At 73.2% G+C, this 17,160-nt stretch carries 12 protein-coding genes and 1 pseudogene; 6 read left to right on the top strand and 7 right to left on the bottom strand.

The window, feature by feature from the left end; translation table 11 throughout:
• Positions 1–604 precede the first annotated feature (604 nt).
• The 7 genes from BMW99_RS28575 to BMW99_RS28545 form a co-directional block, all read right to left on the bottom strand.
• A complete protein-coding gene (locus BMW99_RS28575) occupies positions 605–1,810 on the bottom strand; it encodes a S53 family peptidase (protein WP_075017814.1) in 1,206 nt (401 codons plus the stop codon).
• 175 nt (positions 1,811–1,985) lie between these two features.
• Positions 1,986–3,266 carry an ATP-grasp domain-containing protein gene (locus tag BMW99_RS28570; protein WP_075017813.1) on the bottom strand — a complete coding sequence of 427 codons (1,281 nt, stop codon included), beginning with the start codon at positions 3,264–3,266 and terminating at the stop codon, positions 1,986–1,988.
• A 63-nt stretch (positions 3,267–3,329) separates the two neighbouring features.
• Complete coding sequence (locus BMW99_RS28565; RefSeq protein WP_075017812.1) at positions 3,330–3,782, bottom strand: pyridoxamine 5'-phosphate oxidase family protein; 453 nt, start codon at positions 3,780–3,782, stop codon at positions 3,330–3,332.
• 52 nt (positions 3,783–3,834) lie between these two features.
• Positions 3,835–5,190 (bottom strand): MFS transporter, encoded by a 1,356-nt coding sequence (locus tag BMW99_RS28560; protein WP_177226118.1) that lies wholly within the window; start codon positions 5,188–5,190, stop codon positions 3,835–3,837.
• Entirely contained in the window at positions 5,175–6,554 is a 1,380-nt protein-coding gene (locus BMW99_RS41500) for a hypothetical protein (protein WP_075017811.1), read from the bottom strand. The genes BMW99_RS28560 and BMW99_RS41500 overlap by 16 nt, the downstream gene beginning before the upstream one ends.
• Before the next feature lie 13 nt (positions 6,555–6,567).
• Positions 6,568–7,911: an ATP-grasp domain-containing protein gene (locus BMW99_RS28550; protein WP_069464276.1), complete on the bottom strand. Its 1,344-nt coding sequence runs from the start codon at positions 7,909–7,911 to the stop codon at positions 6,568–6,570.
• The gene (locus BMW99_RS28545) at positions 7,908–8,900 is read right to left on the bottom strand and encodes a dipeptide epimerase (protein ID WP_069464275.1); all 993 of its coding nucleotides are present in this window, start codon (positions 8,898–8,900) and stop codon (positions 7,908–7,910) included. Before BMW99_RS28545 ends, BMW99_RS28550 begins: the two co-directional genes overlap by 4 nt.
• A gap of 655 nt (positions 8,901–9,555) precedes the next feature.
• Here BMW99_RS28545 and BMW99_RS28540 point away from each other — a divergent pair.
• The 6 genes and pseudogenes from BMW99_RS28540 to BMW99_RS42305 all read left to right on the top strand — a co-directional run.
• On the top strand, positions 9,556–10,899 hold the full coding sequence (locus tag BMW99_RS28540) for a formylglycine-generating enzyme family protein (protein WP_176735528.1): 1,344 nt from the start codon (positions 9,556–9,558) through the stop codon (positions 10,897–10,899).
• The gene (locus tag BMW99_RS28535; RefSeq protein WP_075017810.1) at positions 10,899–12,377 is read left to right on the top strand and encodes an MBL fold metallo-hydrolase; all 1,479 of its coding nucleotides are present in this window, start codon (positions 10,899–10,901) and stop codon (positions 12,375–12,377) included. Before BMW99_RS28540 ends, BMW99_RS28535 begins: the two co-directional genes overlap by 1 nt.
• A complete protein-coding gene (locus BMW99_RS28530) occupies positions 12,374–13,384 on the top strand; it encodes an alpha/beta hydrolase-fold protein (RefSeq protein WP_075017809.1) in 1,011 nt (336 codons plus the stop codon). Before BMW99_RS28535 ends, BMW99_RS28530 begins: the two co-directional genes overlap by 4 nt.
• Before the next feature lie 126 nt (positions 13,385–13,510).
• Positions 13,511–14,614, top strand: a complete 1,104-nt coding sequence (locus BMW99_RS41495) for a hypothetical protein (RefSeq protein ID WP_069467189.1) — start codon at positions 13,511–13,513, stop codon at positions 14,612–14,614.
• Positions 14,611–16,125, top strand: a complete 1,515-nt coding sequence (locus BMW99_RS41490) for an aldehyde dehydrogenase family protein (protein WP_075017808.1) — start codon at positions 14,611–14,613, stop codon at positions 16,123–16,125. Before BMW99_RS41495 ends, BMW99_RS41490 begins: the two co-directional genes overlap by 4 nt.
• Positions 16,115–17,095 (top strand): annotated as a pseudogene (locus BMW99_RS42305) (threonine aldolase family protein); the annotation flags it as partial. The gene BMW99_RS41490 and the pseudogene BMW99_RS42305, both read left to right, overlap by 11 nt.
• Between the last annotated feature and the right edge of the window lie 65 nt (positions 17,096–17,160).

The following is a 17,160-nucleotide window of genomic DNA, read 5'->3' as shown; positions in this document are numbered from 1 at the left end:
ACCGCGGCGACTGCCACACCCAGCGTGGCAGCAAAGCGAGAAACACGCATAGAAAGATCTCCTGTCTCAGCAGGCACTACTGCACCTGCACGGGTTGGACAGGGCAACCGTGTTCCTCAGCGGCACCACGCGAGCCGCAGCACGCCCGTAAAGACACTTGATGTAGTGGTATGCGGCGATTCACGGAACCGAGACCCGTAGGCCATTCGCGACACAGCGAGCGCCCCGAATGGCCCCGTGCCGGGCGGGGCTTCCGTGCGCCCCGACCTCGTTCGTCATCTCACCGCCGCGACCATCCGGCTCTACGGACCGTGACACTGTTCGGCACGCTTCCGCCATGAATTCGACTGAGCGTGTCAGAGCAATTACGCTGCCTGGCTCTCCCGGTCCGCATCCTCGGTGGGTGTTCCGACGCAGGCTCACACCCGCCAACGCCCGCAGCTCCTCGAACGCCCGCACGCTCACCGAGTCGATCGCGCAGTGGGCCGGTGCGACTCGCCGCGAGAGCCGAGACGGCCTCTGGCCGATCCGCCGACCCGCCGGCCCGGATCGGTCGTTGAGGGGACACATCCCCGGACGGCGGGTGCGCGGGGCGTGGTGGTGGTCAGAAGGCGCCGGTGCCGTGTGGGGTGCCCAGGCCGGTGGGGCCGTCCCATCCGGTGCGGGCGTGGCACCACTGCGTGGGGGCCAGCAGGCACAGGCCGTTGCTGCCGGACGTGACGTCGTTGAGCGAAGAGGCATGCCGGTAGGGGTAGTTGTTGTCGATCGAGGCGGTGTTGCCGGCCAGGGCGTACACCGAGGCGATGACCGGCGAGGAGACGCTGGTGCCGCCGAAGACCAGCCAGCCGGAGCGGCCCTGGTAGGCGGTGCTGTCGTAGACGGCCACGCCGGTGGAGGGGTCGGCGACCGCGGAGACGTCCGCCTCGGCGCGGCGGGTGCAGCCGGTGCCGAAGGAGGCGGCTGCGCTCAGGGCGGTGTTGTTGGCGGAGCAGCCGCTGCCCGCGCGGCTCCACGCGGTCTCGGTCCAGCCGCGGGAGTTGGAGGCGGGGCTGAGGGTCGTTCCGCCGACGGCGGTGACGTAGTGCGAGGACGCCGGGTAGCTGGCGCCGTAGCCGTTGTCGCCGGAGCTGGCGGTCACCGCGATGCCCGGGTGGTGGTAGTACGCGCCGTACGTGGCGTCGGAGGCGTCCGAGCCGCCGTAGCTGTTGCTGATCGCGACCACGCCCGCGGTCTTGGCGGCGCGGTTCACCGCGGCGCCCAGGTCCGCGAAGGACGCGGTCTTGGCCTCCACCAGCAGGATGTGGCAGTTGGGGCAGATCGCCGACACCATGTCGAGGTCCAGCGAGATCTCCTGGCTCCAGCCGCCGTCGGCGGCCGGGTAGCTGGTGCCGCCGTTCTGGTCGATCTTCTTGAAGCAGCCGCCGGCGGTGGTGCAGGCCCGCAGCCCGTACCGGCTGCGGTAGACGCCGAGGTCGGCCTCCGCGGTCGGGTCGTTGTAGGCGTCGACGATCGCGACGGTGCGGCCCGAACCGGCGGTGGCGGACGGCAGCGTGTACGCGGACCGCAGGCTGGAGGGGCCGTAGCCGGAGGGTGTGGCGCCGGCCGCGAGCGGCTTGGCGGCCACGATGTCGGTGCGGACGATCGCCTTGCATGCGGCGAAGCCGGCCTTGGCGGTCGCGCACGAGTGCGCGGGTGCCGTCCGCGGTGGGGCTCCGGCGCCATGCGACACCGCGGCGGGGCCCAGGACCATGAACGATATCGCCGTCAGGGCCACGGTCAGGGTGCTCAACAGCGGTGCGCGCAGGCGCATATGACTCTCCTCGGGGCGTGAAGATCGCGACCGGGTCAGCGTCGTGGAGAATCAGCCCAGGGGAAAGCCATGGATGTTCGGATCCCCGTCCCTTTCTCTCTTCCCACACATCACCCTCACCGGGTTCACCGATGCCGCCGGTGTCGCGGCGGGTCCCCCCGGGTGGCGGGGTGTTTCACCGGGGTGCGGGAGCGTCCTCTTCGATGTCGTAGAAGCCGCTGCGTTCCCACGTGCGGATGGTTTCGTGGTCGGTTTCGACGACGGTGGGGTCGTCGTGGATGAGGTAGACGGCGCCGGGGCGGGAGAAGAGGTCGTCGGTGCGGCGGACTTTGTCGCCGGCGTGGGCGATGGTGGTGAGGAGGCTGTGGTAGGAGGGCAGCGCGCGGATGCGGGGCCAGTCGAGGTCGGTGCGCAGGGTTCCGGTGGCGGGGCAGATGAGGCTGACGCCGCGGGCGGCGCGGACGACGGGGGTGGTGGGGAGGGCCGCGGAGGTGAGGAATCCGGGGTCGATCAGGGTGTGGACGGTGTCGGTGACGGGGTTGCGTCCGGTGGCGCGGGTGAGGGCGGAGACGTCGAGGGTGCCTTGGGGGCGGGGGGCGCTTTCGACGAGCCGGGGGCCGCGGGGGGTGACGATGATCTCGGTGTGCGCGGGGCCCCAGCGGATGCCGAGGGCGTCCAGGACGGACTGGACGTAGCCGGCGACGGTGCCGTGGTCGTGGGCGGCGGGGACGAGTTCGGCGTAGTCGTAGACGGGTGAGGAGCCGACGAGGGTCTTGTGGGAGCGCCACATCTCGGTGATGACGTGGTGGCCGTCGGCGCTGAGGGAGTTGACCATGTATTCGTCGCCGGGCAGGTATTCCTGGACCAGGACGGTGGTGTTGGGTTCGCCGTAGATGGTGCGGCTGGCCAGGAGTTGGTGTGCGGCGTGTGCGGCGTGTTCGGGGGTGGTGCACAGCTGGACGCCGTCGGTGCCGCCGCTGCGCAGGGGTTTGACGATGGCGGGGCCGCCGTTGCGGCGCAGGGCGTCGGCGGCGTCGGCGGCGGTGTGGGCGGTGGTGTGCCAGGCGACGGGCAGGCCGGCGGCCGCGGCGGCGTGTTGCATGGCGGACTTGTCGCGGCGGATGTGGGAGGTGGCCGGTGAGTTGTGCCGGGTGATGCCCAGTTCGTGTGCGATGCGGTCGGCCACGGCGATGCCGGAGTCGGTGCCGGCGATCACCCAGGCGACGGGGTGGGCGCGTAGTGCGGTGAGCAGTCGGGGCCAGTCGCCGTCGAAGTCGTAGCGGGCGCGGTAGGTCTCGGGGGCGAAGGTGCGCAGGTGGGCGGGTGAGGCTTCGGTGCGGTTGGCGACGTGGACGCAGCCGATGCCGAAGGCGGCGAAGGCGGGGGCCAGCAGCGCTCCGGTGGAGTGGCCGTCGACGACGACGGCGATGCGGTCGTTGATGGTCTGCAGGGGCATGGCATCTCTCCCGGAACTCACGGAACGCGCGGGGGTGGTGGCCGAACGCGTGCGGGGGTGGGGTCAGTCGAGCCAGCGGCCGTCGCGCATGAGGGTCCTGCCCGCGAGTTCGTTGACCTCGCGCCAGGCCTGGATGCGGTGCGGGGTGAGGCGGAAGAACGCGTAGGGGGTGGGCTCCTGGCGCGGGTCCCAGCCGGTGTGCCGGGCGTAGGCGTCGCCGAGGTCGCCGAGGTCTCCGGTGGGCAGGAGGTGGGCGGTGGCGTCGATGAGGACGACGTCGCGGGTGGCGCCCAGGGCCAGCCGTACGTGGGGGCCGGCGGTGAGGTTGCGGGCGGTGGTGGAGGTGGGCGGGGTGGACACCAGGAAGGCGCCGTCGCTCCACAGGAACGACAGCGGCACCAGGTAGGGGGCGCCGTCCGGGCTCGCGGTGGACACCCACACGTCCATGTCGTTCTCGAGGCGCTTGAGGGTGTCGTGCCGGCGGTCGTCCAGGGGGCGCGGGGCTTCGAGGGCCATGTGCGGTGGGTTCCTTCCCGGTGGTGCCGTGGCGGGTGCCACAGCCGGTGGCTCACATCCTGTCGTGTGACGGCTGGTCATGCAGCGGTGCGTGGTCACCGTCCCGCCCTGAACGGGTGCCGTCTGGTGCCGGCGGCCCGGGCCCGCCGCCGGCGGCGCGCACCGCGCGGGGCAGCAGGAGCAGGAAGGCGGGTGCGCCGGCCGCGGCGGAGATCCACATGGCCGTGGGCAGGCCCGTCCAGGCGGCCAGGGCACCGCCGCACAGGGCGCCGACCGACAGCATCCCCCACACCACGAACCGTACGGTGGCGTTCATCCTCGTCATCAGCGCACGGGGGGTGACCGACTGACGCAGGCTCACCTGGGTGACGTTGAACAGGACGACGCCGAACCACTGGACGAACAGGCCGGCGACCATCGCGGTGCGCGGGTACCCGTACATCGCGGCCGGCAGGCCCAGTGCCCCTGCCGCGGCGACGGCGGCGCCGCAGACCATGGTGGGGCCGGTACCGATCGCGCGCAGGACGCGGGGGGCGCACAGGGCTCCGGCGCCGAATCCGGCGCTGCCCAGCGCGGTCACCAGGCCGATCTCGCGTGGTGACAGGCCCAGTTGGCGGGAGCCGAAGGTCACCAGCAGAGCGAAGGTCATGCCGTAGGAGAGGTTCAGCAGTCCCGCGGTCGCCGTGACGGGGGCCAGGACGCGGTGGCGGCGGACGAACCGCAGGCCCTCCCCCACCTCGTGCCGCAACGGCGCCCGCGGGCCGTCCGCGTCGGCACGGGAGGGGGCGGTGGGTGTGCGGGGGATCGTGAGCGCGGAGACCAGGAAGGACAGGGCGTCGGCGCTCAGGGCCAGCGGTCCGCGCAGTACCGCGATGAGCCAGCCGCCCAGTCCCGGCCCCAGCACCCGCGCCGTGGAGCGGGCCAGTTCCAACTGGGCGTTTCCTTCGGCCAGTTCATCGGCGGCGACGAGGTCGGGCAGGTAGGACTGGTAGGCGACGTCGAAGAAGACGGTGGCGATGCCGACGGCCAGGGCGACGGTGTACAGGTGAGCCAGGGTCAGGGCGCCGGCGGCCCAGGCCAGGGGGACGGTGAGCAGGGCCGCCGCGCGCAGGGTGTCGCTCCAGACCAGGACGTGGCGCAGGGGCAGGCGGTCGACCCAGGCGCCGGCGGGCAGTCCGATGACGAGGTAGGGGGCGATCTGGACGGCCTGCAGGGCGCTGATCTGGAAGGTGGTGGCGTTCAGGGTCTGCAGGGCGGTGAACGGCAGCGCCAGGATGCTGACTTGGGTGCCGCACTGGCTGACGGCCTGGCCGGTCCACAGGCGGCGGAATGCCCGGTGGCGGGCCAGCAGGCCGGTGCGGGCCGGCAGCCGGCGGCGGGTCCCGGTGCGGGTCAGGGGCGGTCGCACGGTGGGCCCGGTGGTGCGGCGGGGGCGGGGTGGGTGAACACGCCGGCGGTGCGGGCCTGCTGGTTGACGCCCATGCCGACGACGGCGCCCGCGGTGTCGGGGACGGCCCGCGCGTAGATGCCCGAGGGGCCGGCGGGGGCCACGAACAGTCCCCACACGGCCGTCCAGTCGCGGATCTCGCCGGTGCGGGTGTCGGCGACGGGTTCGGGGCGGGGCCGCACCCGCTGCTGGACGACGGCGCCCGCGGCGTGGCCGGCGTGCAGGGCCTGCCGCCAGCGGTCGCCGGTGGTCTCCCAGCCGGCGACCACCCCGTTGCCGCCGTACTGGGCGGAGGGCTTGAGGATGAGTTCCTCGCGCAGGTCCATGCACTGCTCGAGCAGGGCGCGGTCGGCGCCGGGGTCGGCGGGCAGTGTCCGGGTCCAGGGCAGGAAGCGGTCGACGAGGTCCTGCTGCGCGGCGGGCAGTGCCGCGCGTGCCCGCGGGTCGCTGAGCAGCGCCAGGGCGGCCTTGTTGTGGAAGAGCGCGGACTCCAGCGGTGTGAACAGCACGCAGGTGCCCTCGCGGTGGGCGTCCAGCACGTCGGCGACCAGGTCCTCGCCGTCGGGGTGGGCCAGGATCTCCTCGGCGGAGAAGCAGCGCAGGACGACGTCCAGACGGCGGCCGTCCAGGGTGAGGCGGCCGTGGCGGCGGCGGGTGTGCTGGACCTCGCCGACGAGGAAGTCGATGCCGTGGCCGCGCATCAGTTCGGCCAGGGCCTGCCACACCGGGCCGAAGCGCCCCAGGCCGCCGGGGGCCTCCAGCAGGGCGACGGTCGGCGCTGCCTGCGCCGTCACGGTGGCGGCGGCGGTGCGCAGGGCGCCGGCCACGAGACGGTCGGTGTCGAGGTGGGCCAGGTGGTGGGCGGCGGCGAACGGGCGGAACGCGTCGGCTCGGGCGAGCAGGCGCGGGATGGTGCCCGCGCGGTCCACGCCGCCGATCTCGCTGCCCACGTTGAACTCCAGCAGCTGGAAGCGCTGCCCGTCGTAGGACAGGTCGGCCCGCCCGTACAGGGGCGGTGCCGTGCCGCCCAGGGAGGTGATCAGCCGCTGTTTGCGGGCGTCGATCCCCACGGCCGCGCAGTAGCGGTTCAGGTCGCCGTCGAAGAGCAGGTCCGGCAGGGCGGTGAGGAGGCCGAAGAGCTGCACCACGTCGTGCGCGGCACGGTCCAGGTGCTGCGCGGCCAGGAACAGCGGCCGCGGCAGGAGCCGGTGCCCGGCGGCGGCGGCCAGGGCGGGGGGCCAGGTGATCCGGTCCATGGCGTGCCCGAGCGCGGCGTGCGGATCACGGGTCCGGCGCAGGTAGTCCTCGGTGACCTTGTCCGTCACGGCGTCGCGTGCCTCAGCTTTCCTGTCCGCCGGATACGTACTGCTCCTGCTGCGGGTGCGGGTCGTCGGGGCCGGGCGGGCCGGCGTGGTCCGGGCGGGCGGCCACCAGGCGCACCGCGCGGGCGGCCGCCTGCGCGGTGCGCCGGCAGTGCTGCGCGGTCGGGCCGGTGACCAGCACGTATCCGTAGCGGCTGGTGACGTGCCCGGCCGGGGGCAGGGACAGCTGCTGCCCCGGGTGGGCCATCGGCTCCGCCCGCACCGTTCCCGCCGGCAGGGCGTCGCGGTCGATGCGCACCTCGGTGACCACGCAGTCCGCTTCGGGGTACAGGAACCGGACCTGCGCGCACGCCGGCCGGCGGCCCGGGGCGCGGACCGGGCGGCCGCAGGCGACGTCCACCACCAGGCGTCCGGGGCCGGCGCCGGCGACGACGTCGGCGACCAGGGGGATGAGGTCACCGCCCAGGCGTGCGTTGATCTCGACGACCTTCGGGCCGGCCGACGTCAGGCGCAGTTCGGTGTGGGTGATGCCGGTGTCGTAGCCCACGGCCCGGTGCGCGCGCTCCAGGACGTCGATGAGGGCGGCGTCGTCCAGCAGCGGGTCGTCCGCGGCGACGCTGTGGCCGACCTCCTCGAAGTAGGGCGGGAACGCGCAGGTCTTGTGCGCCACGTACAGCAAGGTCAGGCGGCCGTCGCGGACGGCCGCGTCGACGCTGATCTCCTCGCCGTCCAGGTACTCCTCGACCAGCACGCTGCCGCCGAAGTCCGGTACCCCTTCCAGGTTCAGGGCGCCGGCCTGGGTGTAGGCGTCGGCGATGTGGGCGGGTGAGTCGACGCGGCGCACTCCCACGCTCGCGCCGAGCGCGCGGGGTTTGACGACCACCGGGTAGCCCAGGTGCCGGGCCGCGGCGGCGGCCTCGGCCGCGGACGCCACCGGCAGGGAGGTGGCCTGCGGGACGCCGGCCTGGGCCAGGAACCGGCGGGTCAGGTGCTTGTCGCGGCAGCGGCTGACGGCCTGCGGGTCGGCGCCGGGCAGGCCGAGTGCGGCCTGCAGCTGGGCGGTCTGCTCGACCAGCAGCTCGTTCCAGCAGGCCACCCCCTGCACCCGGTGGCGTGCCGTGAGGTCGTGGGCGGCGGCCGTCATGGCGGTCACGTCGTAGGGGTCGACGACGGTGTGGCCGGCCAGGTAGGGCTTCTCCCAGGTGGGTTCGGTGCCCTGGAAGAGCCACACCCGCGCGCAGGCGGCGACCTGTTCCAAGAGGTATTCGCGCAGCAGCTGGTAGCCGCTGTGCACGAGGACGACCAGGGGCAGCCCGCCGCCGTTCCCGGCCTCGGTGGTGGTGGGCGCGGGCGCGGTCATCCCCACAGCTCCGGCGCCGGGGGCTGCAGCCATCCGCCGGTGGCGGTCATGCGCGGCTCGACGTCCTCCACCAGCCGCAGGTGCGCGTCGAGGTCGACGAACTCCGCGCACTGGGCGGCGTGGAAGCCCACCGCGGAGGACAGGGAGCTTCCCGGCAGGCAGCCCAGCATCAGGCGCAGCCCCCGGGCGCGGGCGCGCGCGAAGATCCGCAGTGCCGCCGTCAGCCCGCCGCACTTGTCGAGTTTGACGTTGATGCCGTCATACAGGCCGGTCACCCGGTCCAGGTCGTCCTCGTGCTGGAACGACTCGTCGGCCACGATGGGCATCGGGTGCGGCAGCCCCCGCAGGCACTCCTCGTCGTGCCGGCTCACGGGCTGTTCGAGCATGCGCACGTCGTGGCGTTCCAGGACGGGCAGCATGGCCCGCAGGGTCGCGGGCGACCAGCCGCCGTTGACGTCGACGACCAGGTGCGCGTCGGGGCGCCGGGCGCGGGTCCGCTCCAGCCGCTCGGTGTCGTGGTCGGAGCCGAGTTTCAGTTTCAGGATCCGTGCGTGCCGACTCTCGGCGAGTTCCTGGGCGAACTGGTCCGGGTCGGCCATGGAGATCGTCGTCATGATCTCCAGCGGCTTGGGCTGCGGTGTTCCGGCCAGTTCCCACACCGGCCGGCCGCCGCGTTTGGCCTCCAGGTCCCACAGGGCCGCGTCCAGGGCGTTGCGGGCCGCGCCCGGTTCCATGAGCGTCAGCAGCGCCTGCCGGTCCAGGGCTGCGGGCGGGACGGTCGCCGCCAGGTGCTCCAGGGCCCGCACCGCCTCGTCGGCCGAGGTCTCGAAGAAGCTCTCGAACGGTGCGCCCTCGCCGCGGCCCGTCCACGTCCCGTCGCGGACCTCGACCCGGACGACGGTGCAGGCCAGGTCGTTCCCGCGGGCGTAGGAGTACGGCAGGCTGAAGGAGATGTCCCGGCGGCTCACGGCGATACTGGGCGAACCCATTCAGCGACCCCCTTTATTCTGCGGAACACCGTCGGCGGCGAACACCAGCGGCCCGCGGAAGGAATCCGGTGATTGTCCCGGGCGCGGATCCGGAGGGTGCGCGCCTCACCATTCCCGGCGCGGGCGGAATGCGTTTCCCACCGAGGTGATCATGGCCGTGTCCCCATGGAATCACAGCCTGCTAGAAGTGCACTCAAGGAGAAACAGAGAAAAACGGAATGGCGTCCTCCGCCCTGCGTCGGTTTTTCGCCAGCACTCTTCCCGGCCGGTCCGCGGGCGTCCGGAACGGGTTGAACTCGACGTTCCTCCCCCGCCGTGGGCTGCGAAGTGTGACGTGTGGGGTTCGAAATGAGCCGTATCCCGATGGGCCGCCGGTATGCCCGTTGACTTTGGAAGAGGCGGGGCGAACAGTCGTGGAGTCATGGCATCTGCCATCGACGCACGACCTGGTCGATCATCTGAAATGGGGTGATTTACATGTCGGAGAAGGACTTCATGGGTACCCGTGACGGCGAGCAGGACACCACCAAGTGGTAATGCTGCTCGATCCGTCTACGAGGTAGTTTTCCGCCGCCCGTACGCATGCAGCGTACGGGCGGCTCCTAATGGATTCCAGGGGAGATATCAAGTGGTAGGACACCTCGTTTCGGAAACCGTGGAGATTCCGCCCGAGTACCTCAAGGTGGACGGGTCGAGCGACGAGCGGTACTGGGCGTCGGTCCGGTCCGTGATCGGTCTTGCCGACAAGGACGGCCAGGACGCCCCGGGCATCCCCCTGCTGATCAGCCTGTCCGCGCACCACCCCGAGTGGCCGGTGCGGGCCGCCGCCGTCCGCATCCTGGCCGGCCGCCACCGCCAGGTCCCCGAGGCGGCGAGCGCCGTCGCCGCGGCCAGCCACGACCCGGTCGACTGGGTCGCGTTCACCGCCCTGAAGACGGCCACCGAGCACCGCATCGACGCGGCCGTGCCCGACCTCATCCGCATCTCCGGGTGGCCCAGCAACTTCACGCGGCCGGACTTCACCCGCAAGCCCGTCGGCTGCGGCGCCGCCTTCACCAAGCGCGCCCTGCTCGCCATCTTCGGCAGCACCGACCCCGGCCGGCTGCGGCAGCTGGAGGACGAGTACTTCTCCCAGATGCGGGCGCGGATCCGCGAGCACACCGAGCGCCCCCGCCGCCACCAGGACGTGGTGCTGGTGCCGGCCGGCCCCTTCATGGCGGGGGTGGCCGAGCCCGGCACGGGGCCGTTCCGCATGACGCAGGGCGACAACCCGCTGCGCGCGGAGCACCTGGACGCCTACTACATCGACCGGACCACCGTCACCAACGCCCGCTACCGGCAGTTCCTCGCCGACATCGCCGGATCCACCCGCTTCGACCACCCCGACCAGCCGGAGGGCCGCGACCACCAGCCCGTGCACGCGCACGACCCGCGCTTCAACGCGCCCGGCATGCCCGTCGTCGGCGTCGACTGGTACGACGCGTGGGCCTTCGCCCGGTGGAGCGGCGGCAGCCTGCCCAGCGAACTGCAGTGGGAGAAGGCCGCCCGCGGCACCGACGGCCGCACCTACCCGTGGGGAGACGACTGGGACCCCGCGCGCGTCAACTACGTGGAACGCTCCTACGGCACCGCCGTCGCCGACCTGGACGAACTCGAAGCGCTGCTGGTGACCACCACCGACTCCGACGTGCCCGCCCACCCGGTGCTGCCCTCCGACAGCCTCCCGCAGGGCGCCAGCCCCTACGGAGCGCTGCAGATGTCCGGCAACGTGTGGGAACTGACCCGCACGAACTTCTACACCGGCCAGGACATGGACCCGTTCTTCAAGGGCCGCCACCCGATGGAGTTCATGAACCGCAAGGACGCCTTCCACGTCCTGCGCGGCGGCACCTGGACCTCACCGCAGACCTGCCTGACCACGTACTACCGGGGCAAGGACCTGATCACCGACTTCCACAACGAGGTCGGCTTCCGCTGCGTGTACGAGGTGACGCGGTGATGCGCCTGACCTCGCTCGGCCACGCCGCCGTGCTGGTGGAGACCGGCACCCGGCGCATCCTGGTCGACCCGTGGCTGACCCAGCGCCTGGACCGCTTCTGGGAACACCACCCCCCGGTCCCCGGTGAGCTGGGCGCGGTCCTGGACGGCGGCGTCGACCACATCGTCTTCAGCCACCACCACTTCGACCACCACCACTTCCCCTCACTGGCCCGGATCCTCGACGACGCCGACGTCGACTTCGACGAGACCCCCCGGCGGGCGCCCGAGACCACCTGCCTGTTCCCCGCCGGCCCCGCCCTGCCCCGGTTCACCGCCTCCGGACTGGGCCACCAGGCCATGCCCTGGACACTGCGCCGCCTGGGCTTCGAACGCCTGACCCCCGTCACCCCCGGCGACACCGTCCGGCTCGGGGACGTGCAGTTGCGCACCTTCGCCTCCGACGTGCCGTTCCCCGAGATGAGCGTGCTGCTCCAGACCCCGCAGGCGGCGGTCATGCTGTGCGGCGACGCGATCCTGCACGACTCCACCGTCGAGTTCTTCAGCCGGCCCGACGCCCCCCGCATCGACGTCGCGTTCATCCCCGCGCACAGCGTCTCCCCGCCCGGCGTGCTCACCGAACGCCGCCCGCTGACCGACCCCGGCGCCGTCAAGAAACGCGCCCGGGACACCTTCGACCGCTACGCCGCGACCCTGGACGCCGCCTTGACCATCCCCTCCTCCTTCGGCTGGAAGGTCAGCGGCCAGGGCACCGAGGACTACGCCTGGTGCAACCGCACCATCTTCCCCTTCACCCCCTGGGAGGCCTTCCAGCGCCTGAACGAACTGGGCCGGCCGGCCGCACTGTGGGGACCGGGACAGGTCCTGGAGATCCACGACGGCAAGACCGACCTGCACCCCGCCCCCTTCGCCCCCGGCGGCTACGACTTCCAGGCCCTGTCCGCCGAGGTGACACTCGACCCGAAGGCGGCCGTGCCCGCCTTCGACCCCGCACGCGACCGGTGGGGCCGCCAGACCCGCGACAACACCACCCTCATCGCCGAACTCATGGACCTCCTGGTCGGCACCGACTTCTGGTACCGGGCCCTGGACAGCGGCGCCAGCCACACCCTGTCCCTGTACGGCGACGACCGGACCACCTCCTCGTACCTGCTGGAACCGGTCAGCGGCCGGGTCGTGCGCCTGGGCACGGGCGCCGCACGCCGGCACACCGCGCACGACGCGGGATACACCGAGATCGCCGCCGCCACCCTGCAGGCCCTCCTGGACGCCGAGTTGCTGTTCGGCAGCTCCTACGCCCTGTGGGCCAGCAACAGCAACCTGCTGTCCGCGGTCTTCCACCACCCCGTCTACTACACCCGGCACGTCGAACACGCCCTGCGCACCACCGGCAGCGGCACCGGCAGCGGCAGCGGCGGCGGCGGCGGCGGCACGGAGACCAGTGGCGCGGGGGCGGGCGCGGGCGGGACCGCGGCATGAGCGCACCGCAGGGCCGGCGGGTCAGCTTCACCCACGAGAGCAAGAGCCTGCTGGACAACCCGCTGGGCGACCCCCACCACCGCACCGTCGAGGTGCTGCTGCCCCCCGGGCACCATCCCGGCGAGCGGCTCCCGGTCCTGTACTGGCTGCCCGGGTTCGGCGCGACGGCGTCCCTGACCACCCGCGGCATCGTCTTCGGCGCACCGGTCGCCCAGCAGATGTGGGCGGCCATGGCGCGGGGCAGCGCGCCGCGGGCCCTGGTCGCCGTTCCCGACTGCGCGACCGCCTTCGGCGGCTCGCAGTACATCAACTCCCCCGCCTGCGGCCGGTACTCCGACTACCTCGCCGAAGTCGTCACCGAGGTCGACCAGCGTTTCCGCACCCGCCCCGAACCCGCCTGGCGGGCCGTCGGCGGCAAGTCCAGCGGCGGCTACGGGGCACTGATCGCCGGCATGCGCGGCGACCTGTTCGGCGCGGTCGTCGCCCACACCCCCGACGCCGGCTTCGAGCACGCCTACCTGCCGCTGCTGCCCGGCGTCCTGGACACCCTGCGGCAGGCCGGCGGCGTCACCGCGTTCCTCGCCCGCCGCCGCACCGGACCGCACGACGGCCCGTTCATGGTGGCCATGAGCCTGGTCGCGATGGGCATGTGCTACACCCCCCACGCGCCCACCGCCCCCGCCGACGCCCTGCCCTGCGACCCCGCCACCGGCGTCTTCCGCCCCGAGGTCTGGCAGGAATGGCTGCGCCACGACCCGGTGCACCTGGTCGCCGGCGCCCTGGAGCGGCTGCGCGCACTGCGGCTGCTGTACCTGGACACCGGGCAGCGCGACGAATACCACATGCACTGGGGCGTACGCGCGCTGCACGCCACCTTGGCCCGGCACGGCGTCGCCCACGAGTACCAGGAGCACGACGGCGGCCACCAGGGCATCGAGCACCGCTTCCTGACGTCCCTGTCCCTGCTGGCCCGGGCCTGGCACACCGAACGCGACGACGGCCCGTAGCCGCACCCCCCGCACCCCCGCGCACGGCGCGCCGCGCCGCCCGAGAGCGCCGGCCCCCGGCCTGCCCGCCCCGCCCACGGCCCGCCCCGGCCCGGCCCCGTGACACAGAAAGCAGGAGCACACGGTATGACGGTCAGGAAAGACTGGAACTGGCACATCGTGCCGCGCGCCGCCGACCTGGAGGCGGCGCCCGTCGAACTGCCCGCCGAACAGGCCCAGCCCTGGTGCAACTTCGTGCTGTGGAAACCCACCGCGCTGCCCGAAGGCTGCCGCGTCCTGACCTCCACGCTGCGCAAGGAGGCCCCGCCCGGCCACCACGGCGAGGCCACCGGACGCAGCCCCTGGTCGGAGGCGAACAACGCGGTGCACCGCAGCGAGATCGCCGGGCCCGGCCGGCGCCTGCGCATCAAGCAGTTCCTGTACGACTGGGCGTTCCCCGCCGCCGACCACCCCTGCCTGTGGGGCAGCCACACCCGGCCGGTGACCCTCTCGAGCGGGCACGTCCTCTGGTTCGGCACGGACTACCTGAACAACCCCGCCACCTCGGTGCGCATGAGCCGCACCACCGTCGAACTGTCGGTCCTGGAAGGGCAGTTCACCGACGCCGAACTGACCACGCTGCACGAGCACCTGGTGCCCGGCGGCGACGACGTCGTCGCGCGGGTGCTGCGCACCCCCTTCCACGCCCTGAGCTACTGGGCCCGCTACCCGGTGGACATGGTCGCCGTGCCCACCGGCCTGTACACCTTCCAGCGCCGTGGCCGCCGCCACGAGGGGCAGTGGGCCGCCGCCGGCGAACTCGCCGCGTTCCTGGACGCGCACCACGCCCCCCGCGCGCTGGACGGCTTCACCGCCGAGAGCGCGGCGACGTTCACGGGCGAGGACGGCGCCCAGGAGACCGAGATCGTCTACACCCGCGCCGACCTGGACGCCGCCGAACTGCGCGTGGTCCTCCAGCAGGCGGGCAAGGGACGCATCCCCTTCCCGCCGCGGCGCGAGAAACACCCCGCCACCACCCAGCAGACCGACGTCGCCGGCCACCTGGTGCACCTGGCCTGCATCGACCCCGGGCTCGGGCCGTTCGACGCCCAGTGGAGCGATCCGGCCACCGGCACCGAAGGCAAGCTGGTGAGCAGCACCCACGCGGGCGTGGACCGCGAGACCGTCCTGTCCGCTCTGGGCGCCCTGCTCGCCCCGAGGCCGCCGCGCCACCCGAAGGGCACCTTGTGACCAGCCGACCGCACCCGTCCCCGGCAACCCCCCGGCCCCTGTACGACCCGGCCACCGGCGAGCAGTTCGGCACGCTGCCCGACACCCCCGCCGAGCAGTGCGCCGGCATCGCCGACCGCGCCGCCGCCGCGTTCCCCGCCTGGGCCGGCACCGCGCCCCGCGAACGCGCCGCGCACCTGCGTGAACTGGCCGGCCGGCTGCGGCAGGACCGCGACGGCCTGATCGAACGGGAACGGCGGGACGCGGGAAAGCCCGTCGCCCGCATCGGCGGCGAAGTGGAGTTCGCCGCCCGCGCCCTGGAGTGGTTCGCCGGCCAGACGCTGCAGCCCGCGGGCGAGATCCACCCCGGCGAAACCGGCGTCCGCTCCTACACCGACCGGATCCCGCTCGGCGTCGTCGCGGCCATCGCCCCCTCCAACTACCCGCTGCTGATGGCCTCGTGGAAGATCGCCGGGGCGCTCGCGCACGGCAACACCGTGGTGGTCAAACCCTCCCCGGACACCCCCCGCAGCGTGCAGGCCCTCGTGGGCCTGGCCGACGGCATCCTGCCCCCGCACGTGCTGTCCGCGGTCTACGGCGGCGCCGGGACCGGCCGGATGCTGTGCGAACTCCCCCAGATCGCGGCCGTCTCCTTCACCGGCTCCACCGCCGCGGGCCGCGACGTCGCCGCCCGCTGCGCCGGCTCGGTCAAGAGGGTCTCCCTCGAACTGGGCGGAAAGAACCCGCTGATCGTCTTCCCCGACGCGGACCTCGAAGCGGCCGCCCAGGCCACGGTGGAGGCCTTCACCGGCAACACCGGCCAGATGTGCGTCGGCGCCTCCCGGCTCGTCATCCACGAACACGTCCACGACGCGTTCGTACGGCGCCTGCTGGAACTGACCGCGCGGCGCACCATCGGCCCCACCGACGACCCCGCCACCGACCTGGGCCCCCTGACCACCCGGGCCGCCCAGCAACGCGTCCACGCCGCCGTCGAGGACGCCGCCGGACACGGCGCCAAGGTCCACCTCCCGCCCGGCCACGACAGCCTGCAGCCGGCCCTGCCGCCCACCCACACCGGCGGCTTCTACGTCACCCCCGTCGTCCTGGACGACGTCCCCCTGACCCGGCCGGCCTGGCGGGAGGAACTGTCCGGCCCGGTTCTGTCCGTCACCACGTTCCGCACCGAGGCCCAGGCACTGCACCTGGCCCACGACACCGACTACGGCCTGTCCGCGTCGGTGTGGACCACGCACGCCGGGCGCGCCGAGGAATTCGCCCGCCGCCTTCGGGCCGGCATGGTCTGGGTGAACACCTGGGGCGACACCGAGGAACCCGTCAGCGTCGGCGGCATCGGCCACAGCGGATACGGCCGCGAACTGGGCGTGCGCGCCGCCGACCAGTACACCCACACCCGCGCGGTGTGGATCGGCACCCCCCACCGCCCCGAACCGCCCCAGGACCCGCACCCCAGCGTGGGGCGGACGCATCCCGGCCCGCTCGACGCGGACAGCGCCCGCCATGACCGCTGACCTGCCGCACGACTTCCGCAGCGACACCCGCACCATGCCCGACCAGGCGATGCGCGCGGCCATGACCGCGGCCGACGTCGGCGACGACGCCTACGGCGACGACCCCACCGTCGGGCGCCTGGAACGCCAGGGCGCCACCCTGCTCGGCAAGGAAGCCGCCCTGTTCCTGCCCAGCAGCACCATGTCCAACCTGGTGGCGGTGCTGGCCGCCACACAGGCACCCGCACCGCACGTCGTCGCCGGCAGCCGCACCCACATCGCCCGCTTCGAGGGCGCCGCGATCCGCCGGTTCGCCGGCGCCCGCCTCACCGAGGTCCCCCAGAACGGCGGCGGCGCCCTGGAGACCGGCGCCGTGCACCGCGCACTGGCCCGGGACGGCGGCGGGCACGTGGTGTGCGCGGAGAACACCGCCATGCTGTGCGACGGCAACGCACTGCCCCCCGCCACGCAGGCCGAACTGGCCGAACTCGCCGCCCGCCACGACGCGCACCTGCACCTGGACGGCGCCCGCCTGGCCAACGCGGCCACCGCCTTGCGCCACAGCGTGGCCCAGATGGCCGCCGGCGCGCACAGCGTGACGTTCTGCCTGGCCAAGGGGCTGGGAGCACCGGCCGGGTCGCTGCTGGCCGGCACCAGGGACTTCATCGAAGCGGCCCGCGACATCCGGCTGGGCCTGGGCGGCACCATGCACCAGAGCGGGATCCTGGCCGCCGCGGGCCTCACCGCCCTGGCGCGCATCCCCCGCCTGGCCGACGACCACGCGCTCGCGGCGCTCCTGGCCGGTGAACTGGCCCAGGTCCCCGGAGCCGACGTCCCCGCACCCGCGCACCGCACCAACATCGTCACCGTGCGGCTGCCCGGCCGCAGCGAGCACACCCTCACCGCGGCCCTGGCCGAACGCGGGGTCCACGTGCTGCCCCTGCCCGGCGGCTACGTGCGCTTCGTGGTGCACCAGGAACACGACACCGCCCACGTCCTGGCCGCGGCACGCGCACTGGCCGCCGTCACGACCCGGCGAACCCGAAGGAAGGACCC

This window comes from Actinacidiphila rubida (assembly GCF_900110255.1).
In the GTDB taxonomy this organism is placed as follows: Bacteria; Actinomycetota; Actinomycetes; order Streptomycetales; family Streptomycetaceae; genus Actinacidiphila; species Actinacidiphila rubida.
This window is presented reverse-complemented; position numbering and strand designations above follow the sequence as displayed.

Excerpts from the sequence above, each read along its gene's own strand:
- BMW99_RS41495 (WP_069467189.1), top strand. The coding sequence starts at position 13,511 with ATGACGGTCAGGAAAGACTGGAACTGGCACATCGTGCCGCGCGCCGCC.
- BMW99_RS28545 (WP_069464275.1), bottom strand. The coding sequence starts at position 8,900 with ATGGGTTCGCCCAGTATCGCCGTGAGCCGCCGGGACATCTCCTTCAGC.
- BMW99_RS28535 (WP_075017810.1), top strand. The coding sequence starts at position 10,899 with ATGCGCCTGACCTCGCTCGGCCACGCCGCCGTGCTGGTGGAGACCGGC.
- BMW99_RS28550 (WP_069464276.1), bottom strand. The coding sequence starts at position 7,911 with ATGACCGCGCCCGCGCCCACCACCACCGAGGCCGGGAACGGCGGCGGG.
- BMW99_RS28530 (WP_075017809.1), top strand. The coding sequence starts at position 12,374 with ATGAGCGCACCGCAGGGCCGGCGGGTCAGCTTCACCCACGAGAGCAAG.
- BMW99_RS28570 (WP_075017813.1), bottom strand. The coding sequence starts at position 3,266 with ATGCCCCTGCAGACCATCAACGACCGCATCGCCGTCGTCGTCGACGGC.
- BMW99_RS28565 (WP_075017812.1), bottom strand. The coding sequence starts at position 3,782 with ATGGCCCTCGAAGCCCCGCGCCCCCTGGACGACCGCCGGCACGACACC.
- BMW99_RS28575 (WP_075017814.1), bottom strand. The coding sequence starts at position 1,810 with ATGCGCCTGCGCGCACCGCTGTTGAGCACCCTGACCGTGGCCCTGACG.